Genomic DNA, 14,946 nt, shown 5'->3' with positions numbered 1-14,946 from the left:
AAAGTGTTAAAAAAAGTTCTTCCCCTGCTGGCGCTGTTTGCGCTGCCTGCGTTTGCTAAGCCCGTTCTGACGGTCTACACCTACGACTCCTTCTCTGCCGACTGGGGCCCAGGCCCGGTGGTGAAAAAAGCCTTTGAAGCTGACTGCGGCTGCGAGCTGAAATTCGTGGCGCTGGAAGACGGCGTCTCGCTGCTCAACCGTCTGCGTATGGAAGGTAAAAACAGCAAAGCCGACGTCGTGCTGGGCCTCGATAACAACCTGCTGGACGCGGCCACGCAAACGAAGCTGTTTGCCAAAAGCGGCGTCGCGGCAGAGGCCGTTAAGGTGCCGGGCGGCTGGAAAAACGACACCTTCGTGCCGTTCGACTACGGCTACTTCGCGTTTGTATATGACAAAAACAAGCTCAAGAATCCGCCAAAAAGCCTGAAGGAGCTGGTTGAAAGCGACCAGAAATGGCGCGTGATTTATGAAGATCCGCGCACCAGCACCCCCGGGCTTGGCCTGCTGCTGTGGATGCAAAAAGTCTACGGCGATAAAGCGCCTGACGCGTGGCAGAAACTGGCCGCCAAAACCGTTACCGTGACCAAGGGCTGGAGCGAGGCTTACGGCCTGTTCCTGAAAGGGGAAAGCGATCTGGTGCTGAGCTACACCACCTCTCCGGCCTACCACATTATCAGCGAGAAGAAAGATAACTACGCCGCCGCCGATTTTGCCGAAGGCCATTATCTGCAGGTGGAAGTCGCCGCGCGTACCGCCGCGAGCAAACAACCGGAGCTGGCTGAGAAGTTCCTGAAATTCATGGTCTCCCCTGCGTTCCAGAATGCCATTCCGACGGGCAACTGGATGTACCCGGTTATCGACGTGACGCTGCCCGCGGGCTTTGACACCTTGACCAAACCGCAAACCGCGCTGGAATTTACACCGCAGCAGGTTGCCGCAGAGCGCGGTACATGGGTAAGTGAATGGCAACGCGCCGTCAGCCGCTGATCCCTGGCTGGTTACTCCCCGGGCTACTCGCCGCCATGCTGATGGTGACGGTCAGCCTGGGTGCCTTTCTTGCGCTGTGGCTGAACGCGCCCGAGAGCGACCTGCTCGCGCTCTGGCATGACAGCTATCTCTGGCACGTCGTCCGCTTCTCCTTCTGGCAGGCGTTTCTCTCGTCGATGCTCTCGGTGGTGCCGGCCATCTTCCTGGCACGCGCGCTCTATCGCCGACGTTTCCCCGGCAGACAGGCGCTGCTGCGCCTGTGCGCCATGACGTTGATTCTGCCCGTGCTGGTGGCAGTGTTCGGGATCCTGAGCGTCTATGGCCGCCAGGGCTGGCTCTCCTCGCTGTCTGGTCTGCTAGGCCTGGAGTGGACCTTCTCCCCTTACGGGCTGCAGGGCATTCTGCTGGCGCACATCTTTTTTAATATGCCGATGGCAACCCGGCTCTTTTTACAGGCGCTGGAGGCCATTCCGGGCGAGCAGCGGCAGATTGCCGCCCAGCTCGGGATGCGAGGCTGGTCGTTCTTCCGCTTCGTGGAGTGGCCGTGGCTGCGCCGCCAGATCCCGCCCGTTGCCGCGCTTATCTTTATGCTCTGCTTCGCCAGCTTCGCCACCGTGCTCTCCCTCGGCGGTGGCCCGCAGGCCACCACCATTGAGCTGGCGATTTATCAGGCCCTGAGTTACGACTACGATCCCGGGCGCGCCGCGCTGCTGGCAATCGTGCAGATGATGTGCTGCCTGGCGCTGGTTCTTCTGAGCCAGCGCTTAAGCAAAGCCATTCCTCCCGGCAGCAATCAAATTGCGGGCTGGCGCGATCCGCAGGACAGCACGCACAGCCGCATTACGGACGGCATTCTGATTGTGATGGCGCTGTTACTGATGCTCCCGCCGCTGATCGCGGTTGTCGTCGATGGCTTAAATCCGGCGATGGCGTCCGTGCTCCAGCAGCCGGTTCTGTGGCAGGCGACGTGGACCTCGCTGCGCATCGCGCTGGCCGCCGGTCTGCTGTGCGTCGTTCTGACCATGATGCTGCTCTGGAGCAGCCGCGAACTGTACGACCGCCACGCACGCAAGGCCGGGCAAGCCCTTGAGCTGACGGGGATGTTGATCCTCGCGATGCCGGGGATCGTGCTGGCGACGGGCTTCTTTTTACTTTTTAACAGCACCGTCGGCCTGCCGGAAAGCGCAGACGGTATCGTGATTTTTACCAACGCCCTGATGGCCATTCCGTATGCGCTCAAGGTGCTGGAAAACCCGATGCGCGATATCAACAGCCGCTACGGTTTGCTGTGTCAGTCGCTGGGAATGCAGGGCTGGCGTCGGATAAACGTCGTCGAACTGCGCGCGCTGAAGCGCCCGCTGGCTCAGGCGCTGGCCTTCGCCTGCGTGCTGTCGATTGGGGATTTCGGCGTCGTCGCCCTCTTCGGCAATGACGATTTCCGCACGCTACCGTTCTGGCTGTATCAGCAAATTGGCTCTTACCGTAGCCAGGACGGGGCCGTCACCGCGCTATTACTGCTGCTGCTGTGCTTTGCGTTATTTACCGTTATCGAAAAAATCCCGGGGCGTGATGTTAAAACTGACTGATGTAACCTGGCTGTACCAGCATCTGCCGATGCGTTTCACGCTGTCCGTTCGACAGGGCGAGATGATTGCGGTCCTTGGCCCGAGCGGTGCCGGCAAGAGCACGTTGCTCAACCTGATTGCCGGTTTTCTGCAACCGGCCAGCGGGTCAATCTTGATTGAAAACCGGGACCATACCCGCACGCCACCGGCAAAGCGCCCGGTGTCGATGCTGTTTCAGGAAAATAACCTGTTCACGCATCTAACCGTGCGACAAAACATCGCCCTGGGGATGAACCCGGGCATGAAGCTGAACGATGCACAGCGTCATAAACTTGATACGATCGCCGCCCAGATGGGGATCGCCGACTTCATCGACAGGCTGCCCGGCGAACTGTCCGGCGGCCAGCGTCAGCGGGTCGCACTGGCGCGCTGCCTGGTTCGCGAGCAGCCGGTGCTGCTGCTGGATGAGCCGTTTTCGGCGCTCGACCCGGCCCTGCGTCAGGAGATGCTCGCGCTGGTGCAGGACGTCTGCCAGCGCCAGCAGCTCACGATGCTTATGGTATCCCATAGCATTGAAGATGCGGCGCGGATTGCGCAGCGATCGGTGGTGGTCGCCGAGGGGCGGATTCTGTGGGATGGGGAAACGGAAGAACTGCTGAGCGGTAGAGCGGGGGTGTCTTCACTACTGGGCATTCATGCGGTCTAAGGCCCTCTCCCACGGGGAGAGGGAAAAAAGATTAACGGCTTACCACCTTCAGCAGGATCTCACCGTATACCGGCATCATCGGGTGGCGAATCAGCGCCACCAGTGCCACTACCGCCACGCCCAGCGTCAACGGGGCCAGCCACAGCAGGCGAGTGCGCGGCAGATAGCGCGTCAGGCGATCGGTACTGGCTTTCGCGCTGCGCCATAACCGCCAGCACAGCCATACCGCCAGCCAGAGCAGCACAGCTGTTCCCAGCAGCAGCCACTTAAACTCCCCGCTTTGCATCCCGTCAGGGATATCGATTGCCGCCCCCGCGAGGATCCCCGGCAGGAAGTAGAACGGCGGCCAGAAGACGCAGCCGATGATGTTCGGCACCACGAATTTCGCCACGGGCAGATCGAGCATGCCGGCCACCATCGGCACCAGCGGACGCGTTGGTCCGACAAAGCGCCCCACCAGAATCGTAAACATGCTGTGTTGATGCAGCGCGTGCTCGGTTTTATCCAGCAGCGCTTTGTTCTTTTTCATGAACGACCAGCGGTGCAGCGGTTTCTTAAAGCGCCAGCCCAGCCAGAAGGAGATCCAGTCTCCCAGCAAACAGCCGATGATCCCGGCCATCCACGCCTGCCAGAAATTGACCTCACCGCTGCCGATAAGCGCACCAAGCCCCGCCATCATCACGGTGCCGGGCAGGATCAGCCCCACCAGCGCCAGCGATTCCAGAAACGCCACCAGCGCCACGGCGATGAGCGAGTACATAACGGACTGGGTGATAAAATGTTCCAGCAATGCCTGCATAACTATTCCGGTCAGAAAACGAATCAGCGATTCTGCTTAGCGCCCTGCACCGCGTCAAGGCATCAATTGTCTGAATAGTTTACAGGGTGCTTTCCAGGTTCACCTGCCTGTTTATCTTTTTTTACCGTTTATTCACATCCAGCCCGAAATTCACTGGGGCTGGCACCCGTACATTTTTTAAAGACGCGGGAAAAATAGAGCTGATCTTCAAAGCCGACGTTGCGCCCGACGGTCGCGATCGGCATCCGGGTGGTGCTCAGCAGCAGCTTCGCCTGGCTGATGCGCTGATCCTCGCGCCAGCTCAGCACGCTGACCCCCAGTTGCTGACGGAAAAGGTGCGACAAGCGTGACGGTGAAAGGCAGACATGCTGGGCGACGCTGGCGATATCAAACTGGCTGTCGGCGAGGTGATCGCTGATGTACTGGCAGGCATCGCGCACGCGGTTATCCAGCGGCGGGTTCAGCGATTCGTTGATCGCCTCCATCCGGCGCAGCAAGACCTGCTCAAGCAGGTTAATCGCCAGCAGCTCGGCGTAGCGCCCGCCGGCCTGCCCCGCCTCAATAATCTGGGCAAACAGCTCGCGGAACTGCGCCTGATGGGCCTCGTCCGGGCGATAAAAACCGGTATGCGCAAAAATGGCTGGCCACGACAGCCACTCCTGCCAGTAGGCGCGCGGGCGGAAATAGACCCACTGGTGATACCACTCTTTGGCATCCGGATGACGCCCGTAGTGGTGGATCTCTCCCGGCGGGAACAGCAGGATGTCGCCGGGCCGGCAGATAAACTGCCGATCGTTATTTTTGATAACCCCTTCACCGCGCACGGTAAGGTTCAAAATGTAGCCTTTCATTCCCAGCGGTCGATCGACGTAAAAATCAAGATACCCGTCGGCTTCAATGGGGGTTAATCCCGCCACCAGATGGGCGTTAAACGAGTATCCCGGCAACAGGGGATCGTTTTGCGTTTCGGCCATAAACTCAGTTCTCCCGGCGGTCCTGAAGGAAACCAATTGTCCATATCGTTAAAAGCAGGATAAAAATGGCCCGCGAAACGATCCTACACGCATCTCGCCGCTTTTACGTCCGCCATGTTTCAGCCTTTTCCCCTGATTTCTCCACGCTGGCGCGCAGATAAGCAGTAACAAAAGTGTCTATAAGTACGGCAGAAATGTCCACATTGATTATTTGCACGGCGTCACACTTTCAAACGTAACAGCAATTTAATCCATAAGATTAGCGGATCCTGCCTGACGATTTTTGCCCCCAGTCTCTAATGTTCTTCCATACCTGTTTTCGATGGAGCAACACCATGGCAATTGCGATTGGCCTCGACTTTGGCAGCGACTCGGTTCGCGCGCTGGCAGTGGACTGCAACACTGGCCAGGAGATAGCAACCAGCGTTGAGTGGTACCCGCGCTGGCAAGAGGGGCGCTACTGCGATGCGCCGAATAACCAGTTCCGTCACCATCCGCGGGATTACATTGAGTCGATGGAAGCGGCGATCAAAACCGTGCTGGCGGAGCTCACCGACGCGCAGCGTGCGGACGTCGTGGGCATTGGCGTGGACAGCACCGGCTCAACGCCAGCCCCCGTGGATGCCGAAGGCCGCGTGCTGGCGCTGCGCCCGGAGTTTGCCGACAACCCGAACGCCATGTTCGTGCTGTGGAAAGACCATACCGCCGTTGAAGAAGCCGAAGCCATTACCCGTTTGTGCCACCAGCCCGGCAAAACCGACTACTCGCGCTTTATTGGCGGCGTTTACTCCAGCGAATGGTTCTGGGCCAAGATCCTGCACGTGACCCGCGCCGACGCGTCAGTGGCGCAGGCGGCGGCGTCCTGGATTGAGCTTTGCGACTGGGTACCCGCCCTGCTTTCCGGCACCACGCGACCACAGGATATCCGTCGCGGTCGCTGTAGCGCCGGGCATAAATCTCTGTGGCACGAGAGCTGGGGCGGGCTGCCGCCTGCGGCGTTCTTCGATGAGCTTGATCCGGTTATCAACAAGAGCCTGACCTACCCGCTGTTTACCGACACCTTTACCGCCGATATCCCGGTTGGCACGCTCTGTCAGGAGTGGGCGACGCGCCTTGGGCTGCCGCAAAACGTGGCGATCTCCGGCGGCGCGTTTGACTGCCATATGGGCGCGGTCGGCGCCGGTGCGCAGCCAAACACCCTGGTGAAAGTCATAGGCACCTCAACCTGCGACATCCTGATGGCCGATAAAGCCAGCGTGGGCGACCGCGCGGTGAAAGGCATTTGCGGCCAGGTTGATGGCAGCGTCGTGCCGGACCTTATCGGCCTTGAGGCGGGCCAGTCGGCCTTTGGCGATATCTACGCCTGGTTTGGCCGCGTGCTGGGCTGGCCGCTGGATCGGCTGGCAGCCACGCATCCTGAACTGAAAGCGCAGATTTCTGAAAGCAAAAAGCAGCTACTGCCGCAGCTTACGGAAGCCTGGGCGACGAACCCTTCTCTCGATCATCTTCCGGTGGTACTCGACTGGTTTAACGGTCGCCGCACGCCGTTTGCAAATCAGCGCCTGAAAGGGGTGATTACCGATCTCAACCTGGCGACCGACGCGCCCGCGCTGTTTGGCGGCCTGATTGCGGCGACCGCCTTTGGTGCCCGCGCCATTATGGAGTGTTTCACAGAGCAGGGTATCGACGTGGACAACGTGATGGCGCTCGGCGGCATCGCCCGTAAAAACCCGGTGATCATGCAGGCCTGCTGCGACGTTCTGAATCGTCCGCTGCAGATTGTGGCCTCCGATCAGTGCTGCGCGCTTGGCGCGGCGATTTTTGCCGCCGTGGCCGCAGGCGTTCACGCGAATATTCCGGCGGCACAAGCACACATGGCGAGCGCGGTGGAAAGTACGCTCCAGCCGCGTCCTCAGCAGGCGCAGCGCTTCGAACAGCTTTACCAGCGCTACCAGCAGTGGGCGAAAAGCGCCGAACTTCACTATCTCCCTGTCGCCGCCCCGGCTAAAAACGCCGCGGATGCTACGGCAACCCTGACTCATTAAGGACACGATATGACCCTGTTTAATAATTATGAAGTGTGGTTTGTCATTGGCAGCCAGCATCTGTACGGGCCGGAAGCGCTGCAGCAGGTCACGAAACATGCGGAGCACGTCGTCAACGCGCTGAACGCGGAAGCCAAACTGCCGTGCAGGCTGGTGCTGAAACCGCTTGGCACCACGCCGGACGAGATCACCAATATCTGCCGCGACGCGAACTACGATGATAAATGCGCCGGGCTGGTCGTGTGGCTACACACCTTCTCCCCGGCCAAAATGTGGATTAACGGCCTGTCGATTCTTAACAAACCGCTGATGCAGTTCCACACCCAGTTCAACGCGTCTCTGCCGTGGGACAGCATCGACATGGACTTTATGAACCTGAACCAGACCGCACACGGCGGCCGCGAGTTCGGCTTCATTGGTGCACGTATGCGCCAGCAGCACGCGGTGGTGACTGGTCACTGGCAGGATCAGAATGCGCAAAAACGTATCGGCTCGTGGATGCGCCAGGCGGTGTCAAAACAGGATACCCGCCATCTGAAAGTGGTGCGTTTTGGCGACAACATGCGTGAAGTAGCGGTGACTGACGGCGATAAAGTCGCGGCGCAGATCAAGTTCGGCTTCTCGGTAAACACCTGGGCGGTTGGCGATCTGGTGCAGGTCGTCAATGAGATCACCGACGGTGACGTGAGCGCGCTGGTCGACGAGTACGAAAGCAGCTATCGCCTGACGCCCGCCGCGCAAATCAACGGTGACAAGCGCCAGAACGTGCTCGATGCCGCGCGCATTGAGCTGGGGATGAAGCGCTTCCTGGAACAGGGCGGCTTCCACGCCTTTACCACCACCTTTGAAGATCTGCACGGCCTGAAACAGCTGCCCGGCCTGGCGGTGCAACGTCTTATGCAGCAGGGCTACGGCTTTGCGGGCGAAGGCGACTGGAAAACTGCCGCTCTGCTTCGCATCATGAAGGTGATGTCAACCGGTCTGCAGGGCGGCACCTCCTTTATGGAGGACTACACCTACCACTTCGATAACGGCAACGACCTGGTGCTCGGCTCGCACATGCTGGAAGTCTGCCCGACGATCGCCGTGGAAGAGAAACCGATCCTCGACGTGCAGTATCTCGGCATTGGTGGCAAAGCGGATCCGGCTCGCCTGATCTTCAACACCCGTACCGGCCCGGCCATCAACGCCAGCCTGATCGACCTGGGCGATCGCTTCCGCCTGCTGGTCAACTGCGTGGATGCGGTCGAAACGCCGCACTCTCTGCCAAAACTGCCGGTGGCTAACGCCCTATGGAAAGCACAGCCGGACCTGGCGACCGCGTCCGAAGCCTGGATCGTCGCCGGTGGTGCGCACCACACCGTCTTTAGCCACGCGCTGGATCTCAACGATATGCGCCAGTTCGCTGAGCTGCACGACATCGAATTGACGGTGATTGATAACGATACCCGTCTGCCAGCGTTCAAAGACGCGCTGCGCTGGAACGAAGTCTATTACGGTTCAAAACGTTAAGCCCTGTATGCCCGGTGGCGCTGCGTTTACCGCCTGCGGTTCTGTAGGCCCGATAAGCGAAGCGCCATCCGGCAGGAGATAACAATGTTAGAAGATCTCAAACGTCAGGTGCTCGACGCCAACCTGGCGCTGCCCAAACATAACCTGGTGACCCTGACCTGGGGCAACGTCAGCGCCGTCGATCGCGATAAAGGGGTTTTGGTGATCAAACCCTCCGGCGTGGATTACACGCTGATGACCGCCGACGACATGGTGGTCGTCAGCCTCGCCACCGGTGAGGTGGTGGAAGGGACGAAAAAGCCTTCCTCAGATACCCCAACCCATCGCCTGTTGTACCAGGCGTTCCCGACTATCGGCGGGATCGTGCATACCCACTCACGCCACGCGACCATCTGGGCGCAGGCGGGCCAGTCGATTCCGGCCACCGGCACCACGCACGCGGACTACTTTTACGGTTCGATTCCCTGCACGCGCCTGATGACCGATGCGGAAATTGGCGGCGAGTATGAGTGGGAGACCGGTAACGTCATTGTTGAAACCTTTGAAAAACAGGGTATCGACGCGGCACAGATGCCGGGCGTGCTGGTCCACTCTCACGGTCCGTTCGCATGGGGCAAGAATGCCGAAGATGCCGTACATAACGCGATTGTGCTGGAAGAGGTGGCCTATATGGGCATCTTCTGCCGCCAGCTGGCGCCGCAGTTGCCGGATATGCAGCAAACCCTGCTGGATAAACATTACCTGCGCAAGCACGGCGCGAAGGCGTACTACGGGCAGTAATCCTCACCCTTCACCCTAACCCTCTCCCAAAGGGAGAGAGGATTTTACGCACCCTCTCCCTTTGGGAGAGGGCTGGGGTGAGGGGAAATCACGCGCAATAACTGTATAAAACCCCAGCAAAACCACCTTAACCAGGCTATAATCAAGCCTGGTTTTGTTTTATGGGATAACGCCGTGGCGCAGGCGCAAGAAGGCTTTTTACTGACCCGACACTGGCGGGATACCCCTCAGGGGACAGAAGTGGATTTTTGGCTGGCAACGGACAGCGGTCCGCTGCAGGTCACGCTGCCACCGCAGGAGTCCGTGGCCTTTATCCCTGCAGCCCAGGTTGAGAAAGTTAAACAGCTGCTGCGCGGCGAAAACAACTGGCGTATCACCCCGCTTGAGCTGAAAGATTTTCACCGCCAGCCGGTGTACGGCCTTTACTGCCGCGCACACCGTCAGCTAATGCGCTATGAAAAGCTGCTGCGCGAGGCGGGCGTGACGCTGTATGAAGCCGATATCCGCCCGCCGGAGCGTTTCCTGATGGAGCGGTTTATCACTGCTCCCGTCTGGGTCGATGGCACCCTGCAAAACGGCAGGCTTGTGAACGCCCGCCTGAAGCCCCACCCCGACTATCGCCCACCGCTCAAATGGGTCTCTCTGGATATCGAAACCACCCGCCACGGTGAGCTTTACTGCATCGGCCTTGAAGGCTGCGGCCAGCGCGTTGTCTATATGCTGGGGCCGCCAAACGGCGATGCGTCCCGGCTCGATTTCCAGCTTGAGTACGTCACCAGCCGCCCACAGCTGCTGGAGAAGCTGAATCAGTGGTTTGCCGAGCACGATCCGGACGTGCTGATCGGCTGGAACGTGGTGCAGTTCGATCTGCGCGTTTTGCAAAAGCACGCCGAGCGCTACCGTATCCCACTGATGCTGGGGCGCGGCAATAGCGAACTGGAGTGGCGCGAGCACGGTTTCAAGAACGGTGTGTTCTTCGCTCAGGCCCCAGGTCGGCTGATTATTGACGGTATCGATGCGCTGAAATCCGCCTTCTGGAGCTTCCCGTCGTTTTCGCTGGAAGCGGTGGCGCAGGCGCTGCTGGGCGAAGGGAAATCCATCGACAACCCGTGGGACAGGATGGATGAAATCGAGCGGCGCTTTAACGAAGATAAACCGGCGCTGGCCACCTATAACCTGAAAGACTGTGAGCTGGTCACCCGCATTTTCCATAAAACGGAGATCATGCCATTCCTGCTGGAGCGCGCGTCGGTGAACGGCCTGGCCGTCGACCGGCACGGTGGTTCGGTGGCCGCGTTCAGCCACCTCTATTTCCCGCGGATGCACCGGGCAGGCTATGTCGCGCCAAACCTCGGTGACGTGCCGCCGCAGGCCAGCCCCGGCGGCTACGTAATGGATTCCCGTCCGGGTCTTTATGACTCGGTTCTGGTACTGGATTATAAAAGCCTTTATCCGTCGATCATTCGCACCTTCCTGATTGACCCGGTCGGGCTGGTGGAGGGCATGGCGCAGCCGGACGATGCGCACAGCACCGAAGGCTATCTTGGGGCGCGCTTTTCGCGTGAGACGCACTGCCTGCCGGATATCGTCGGTAAAATCTGGCACGGGCGCGACGATGCCAAACGTCACGGTAATAAGCCCCTTTCTCAGGCGCTGAAAATCATCATGAACGCCTTTTACGGCGTGCTGGGCACCAGCGCCTGCCGCTTCTTCGACCCGCGCCTGGCATCGTCGATTACCATGCGCGGGCACGACATCATGCGCCAGACCAAAGCGCTGATTGAATCCCAGGGCTATGACGTGATCTACGGCGATACCGACTCGACGTTTGTCTGGTTAAAGGGGCCGAATTCGGAAGACGAGGCCGCGCGTATTGGCAAACGGCTGGTGGCTCTTGTGAACGACTGGTGGCGTGAAACGTTGCAAAAAGAGCGGTTAACCAGCGCGTTAGAGCTGGAATTTGAGACCCATTTCGCGCGGTTCTTAATGCCCACCATTCGCGGCACCGACCAGGGGAGCAAAAAGCGCTATGCCGGGCTTATCCAGGAGGGCGACACGCAGCGCATGGTCTTTAAAGGGCTGGAGACGGTGCGCACCGACTGGACGCCGCTGGCGCAGCAGTTCCAGCAAACGCTCTATCTGCGGATATTTCGCAATGAGCCGTATCAGGACTATGTGCGCGAGACCATTGCCAGCCTGATGGCCGGCGAACTGGACAGCCAGCTGGTCTATCGTAAACGCCTGCGCCGCCCGCTGGCGGAGTATCAGCGTAACGTGCCTCCACACGTGCGCGCCGCGCGCCTTGCGGATGAAGAGAACGTTAAGCGGGGCCGCGCGCCGCAGTATCAAAACCGCGGTTCCATTAAATACGTCTGGACTACCAGCGGCCCGGAACCGGTGGATTACCAGCGATCGCCCCTGGATTATGAGCATTATCTGACGCGTCAGCTTCAGCCGGTTGCCGAGGGAATTATGCCCTTCCTGGACGACGATTTTGCTACACTAGTGACAGGACAACTTGGGCTATTTTGACGCGTGACGAAATCGTTGCCATCCAGTACCATAGCGCCCTTTCCATTCCCGGACCCATTTTTCACTGGCCGTCATTCTGCGACGGCGGTTGAACTATTGCCTGCAATTAAAGATTAGAGCCGAACAAATATGCCTTTTACACTTGGTCAACGCTGGATCAGCGATACAGAAAGCGAACTTGGATTAGGAACCGTAGTAGCGGTTGACGCGCGCATGGTTACTCTCCTTTTCCCGGCCACCGGTGAAAACCGCCTGTACGCTCGCAATGACTCTCCTGTGACCCGCGTGATGTTCAATCCGGGTGACACCGTGACCAGCCACGACGGTTGGCAGCTCAAGGTTGAGGACGTAAAAGAAGAGAACGGACTGCTGGCCTATATTGGTACGCGTCTGGATACGGATGAATCCAATGTCATCCTGCGCGAGGTGCTCCTCGACAGTAAGCTGGTGTTTAGCAAGCCGCAGGACCGCCTGTTCGCCGGGCAAATCGACCGCATGGACCGCTTCTCGCTGCGCTATCGCGCGCGTAAGTTCCAGAGCGAACAGTACCGTATGCCGTGGAGCGGGCTGCGCGGCCAGCGTACCAGCCTGATCCCGCACCAGCTAAACATCGCCCATGACGTGGGCCGTCGCCATGCGCCGCGCGTGCTGCTGGCAGATGAAGTGGGTCTGGGGAAAACCATCGAAGCCGGGATGATCCTGCATCAGCAGCTGCTCTCCGGGGCGGCAGAGCGCGTGCTCATTGTCGTTCCTGAAACTTTGCAGCACCAGTGGCTGGTCGAAATGCTGCGCCGCTTCAACCTGCGCTTCTCACTGTTTGACGACGAGCGCTACGCCGAAGCGCAGCACGATGCGGATAACCCGTTCGAAACCGAACAGCTGGTGATCTGCTCTCTGGACTTTGTGCGCCGCAGCAAGCAGCGCCTTGAGCATCTGTGCGATGCCGAGTGGGACCTGATGGTCGTTGACGAAGCGCATCACCTGGTCTGGAGCGAAAATGCCCCCAGCCGCGAATATATGGCCATTGAACAGCTCGCCGAGCGCGTGCCAGGCGTCCTGCTGCTGACCGCAACGCCGGAGCAGCTGGGTCTGGAGAGCCACTTCGCCCGCCTGCGTCTGCTCGATCCGAACCGTTTCCACGATTTTGAGCAGTTTGTCGAAGAGCAGCAAAACTACCGTCCGGTTGCGGATGCCGTCGCCCTGCTGCTGGCGGGTAAACGCCTGTCCAACGATGAGCTGAACACCCTGAGCGAGCTGATTGGTGAGCAGGACATCGAACCGCTGCTAAAGGCCGCCAACAGCGAGGGCGATAACGCCGAGCCTGCGCGCCAGGAGCTGGTCTCCATGCTGATGGACCGCCACGGCACCAGCCGCGTGCTGTTCCGTAATACCCGTCACGGCGTGAAGGGCTTCCCGAAACGCGAGCTGCACACCATCAAGCTGCCGCTGCCAACCCAGTACCAGACGGCCATTAAGGTCTCCGGCATTATGGGCGCGCGTAAAAGCGCCGAAGATCGCGCGCGCGATATGCTCTATCCGGAGCAGATTTACCAGGAATTTGAAGGCGATACCGGAACCTGGTGGAACTTCGATCCGCGCGTTGAGTGGCTGATGGGCTACCTGACCGCGCACCGTTCCCAGAAAGTGCTGGTGATTTGCGCCAAAGCCGCGACGGCGCTTCAACTGGAGCAGGTTCTGCGGGAACGCGAAGGGATTCGTGCCGCCGTGTTCCACGAAGGCATGTCCATCGTCGAGCGCGACCGCGCGGCGGCCTGGTTTGGTGAAGAGGACAGCGGCGCGCAGGTGCTGCTCTGTTCTGAGATCGGTTCTGAAGGCCGAAACTTCCAGTTCGCCAGCAACCTGGTGATGTTCGATCTGCCGTTTAACCCGGACCTGCTGGAACAGCGTATTGGTCGTCTGGATCGTATTGGCCAGGCGCATGATATTCAGATCCACGTGCCTTACCTGGAAAAAACCGCCCAGTCCGTACTGGTGCGCTGGTTCCACGAAGGTCTGGACGCGTTTGAACATACCTGCCCAACTGGCCGGGCCATTTACGATCGGGTTCATTCCGATCTGATCGGCTATCTGGCGGCGCCGGAAAACACGGACGGGTTTGACGATCTGATCACATCTTGCCGCGAACAGCACGAGGCGCTGAAGACCCAGCTGGAACAGGGCCGCGACCGCCTGCTGGAGATCCACTCCAACGGCGGCGAAAAAGCCCAGGCGCTGGCAGAAAGTATTGAAGAGCAGGACGATGACACCAGCCTGATCAGCTTCTCAATGAACCTGTTCGATATCGTGGGGATCAACCAGGACGATCGCGGGGAAAACATGATCGTCCTGACGCCGTCCGATCATATGCTGGTTCCGGACTTCCCGGGCCTGCCGGAAGACGGCTGCACCATTACCTTTGAGCGCGACGTGGCGCTGTCCCGCGAAGACGCGCAGTTCATCACCTGGGAACACCCGCTGATCCGCAACGGGCTGGATCTGATCCTCTCAGGCGACACCGGCAGCAGCACCATCTCCCTGCTGAAAAACAAAGCGCTGCCGGTTGGCACTCTGCTGGTCGAGCTGATCTACGTTGTGGAGGCGCAGGCGCCGAAGCAGCTGCAGCTCACTCGCTTCCTGCCGCCAACGCCGGTACGTTTGCTGCTGGACAAAAACGGCACCAACCTGGCAGGACAGGTTGAGTTCGAAAGCTTCAACCGCCAGCTGAGCGCGGTTAACCGCCATACCGGCAGCAAGCTGGTCAACGCGGTGCAGCAGGACGTGCACGCCATTCTGCAGCTGGGAGAAGCCCAGGCAGAAAAAGCGGCTCGCGAACTGATTGATGCCGCGCGCAGCGAAGCCGACGAGAAGCTCTCCGCAGAGCTGTCCCGCCTGGAAGCGCTGAAAGCGGTGAACCCGAACATCCGTGACGACGAGCTGGCCGCCATTGAAAGCAACCGCCAGCAGGTGCTGGAAAGCCTGAATCAGGCCGGCTGGCGTCTGGATGCCCTGCGTCTTATCGTTGTGACGCATCAGTAACCGGAGCACA

General features: G+C 59.6%; 10 protein-coding genes. 8 read left to right on the top strand and 2 right to left on the bottom strand.

All coding sequences use genetic code 11. The annotated features are described in order from the left end of the window. Window positions 1-3: 3 nt before the first annotated feature. The 3 genes from thiB to thiQ are packed head-to-tail and all read left to right on the top strand — an operon-like array spanning window position 4 to window position 3,258. Window positions 4-987: a thiamine ABC transporter substrate binding subunit gene (gene thiB, locus QLG21_RS03475; RefSeq protein WP_006173884.1), complete on the top strand. Its 984-nt coding sequence runs from the start codon at window positions 4-6 to the stop codon at window positions 985-987. Continuing rightward, complete coding sequence (gene thiP / locus QLG21_RS03470) at window positions 963-2,573, top strand: thiamine/thiamine pyrophosphate ABC transporter permease ThiP (RefSeq protein WP_282483892.1); 1,611 nt, start codon at window positions 963-965, stop codon at window positions 2,571-2,573. Before thiB ends, thiP begins: the two co-directional genes overlap by 25 nt. Further along, window positions 2,557-3,258 (top strand): thiamine ABC transporter ATP-binding protein ThiQ, encoded by a 702-nt coding sequence (thiQ, locus tag QLG21_RS03465; protein ID WP_058609672.1) that lies wholly within the window; start codon window positions 2,557-2,559, stop codon window positions 3,256-3,258. The genes thiP and thiQ overlap by 17 nt, the downstream gene beginning before the upstream one ends. A gap of 31 nt (window positions 3,259-3,289) precedes the next feature. Here thiQ and QLG21_RS03460 read toward each other — a convergent pair whose 3' ends face one another. Continuing rightward, complete coding sequence (locus QLG21_RS03460) at window positions 3,290-4,057, bottom strand: DedA family protein (RefSeq protein WP_006173888.1); 768 nt, start codon at window positions 4,055-4,057, stop codon at window positions 3,290-3,292. 128 nt (window positions 4,058-4,185) lie between these two features. After that, window positions 4,186-5,031 (bottom strand): arabinose operon transcriptional regulator AraC, encoded by an 846-nt coding sequence (araC, locus tag QLG21_RS03455; protein WP_006173890.1) that lies wholly within the window; start codon window positions 5,029-5,031, stop codon window positions 4,186-4,188. A 335-nt stretch (window positions 5,032-5,366) separates the two neighbouring features. Here araC and araB point away from each other — a divergent pair, with 335 nt between their 5' ends. From araB to rapA, 5 genes are all read left to right on the top strand, one after another. Then, window positions 5,367-7,076 (top strand): ribulokinase, encoded by a 1,710-nt coding sequence (gene araB / locus QLG21_RS03450; protein WP_282483891.1) that lies wholly within the window; start codon window positions 5,367-5,369, stop codon window positions 7,074-7,076. A gap of 9 nt (window positions 7,077-7,085) precedes the next feature. Beyond that, on the top strand, window positions 7,086-8,588 hold the full coding sequence (gene araA, locus QLG21_RS03445; protein ID WP_058609670.1) for an L-arabinose isomerase: 1,503 nt from the start codon (window positions 7,086-7,088) through the stop codon (window positions 8,586-8,588). A gap of 84 nt (window positions 8,589-8,672) precedes the next feature. Next, entirely contained in the window at window positions 8,673-9,368 is a 696-nt protein-coding gene (araD, locus tag QLG21_RS03440; protein WP_137849599.1) for an L-ribulose-5-phosphate 4-epimerase, read from the top strand. A 174-nt stretch (window positions 9,369-9,542) separates the two neighbouring features. Next, window positions 9,543-11,900 (top strand): DNA polymerase II, encoded by a 2,358-nt coding sequence (gene polB, locus QLG21_RS03435; protein ID WP_282483890.1) that lies wholly within the window; start codon window positions 9,543-9,545, stop codon window positions 11,898-11,900. A gap of 129 nt (window positions 11,901-12,029) precedes the next feature. Next, entirely contained in the window at window positions 12,030-14,936 is a 2,907-nt protein-coding gene (rapA, locus tag QLG21_RS03430; RefSeq protein ID WP_282483889.1) for an RNA polymerase-associated protein RapA, read from the top strand. Window positions 14,937-14,946 lie beyond the last annotated feature (10 nt).

It is taken from the genome of Enterobacter sp. V87_3 (assembly GCF_029967835.1).
Taxonomy (GTDB): domain Bacteria; phylum Pseudomonadota; class Gammaproteobacteria; order Enterobacterales; family Enterobacteriaceae; genus Enterobacter; species Enterobacter cancerogenus.
Note: the sequence above shows the minus strand (reverse complement) of the source record. Positions and strands in the feature narration are given on the sequence as shown.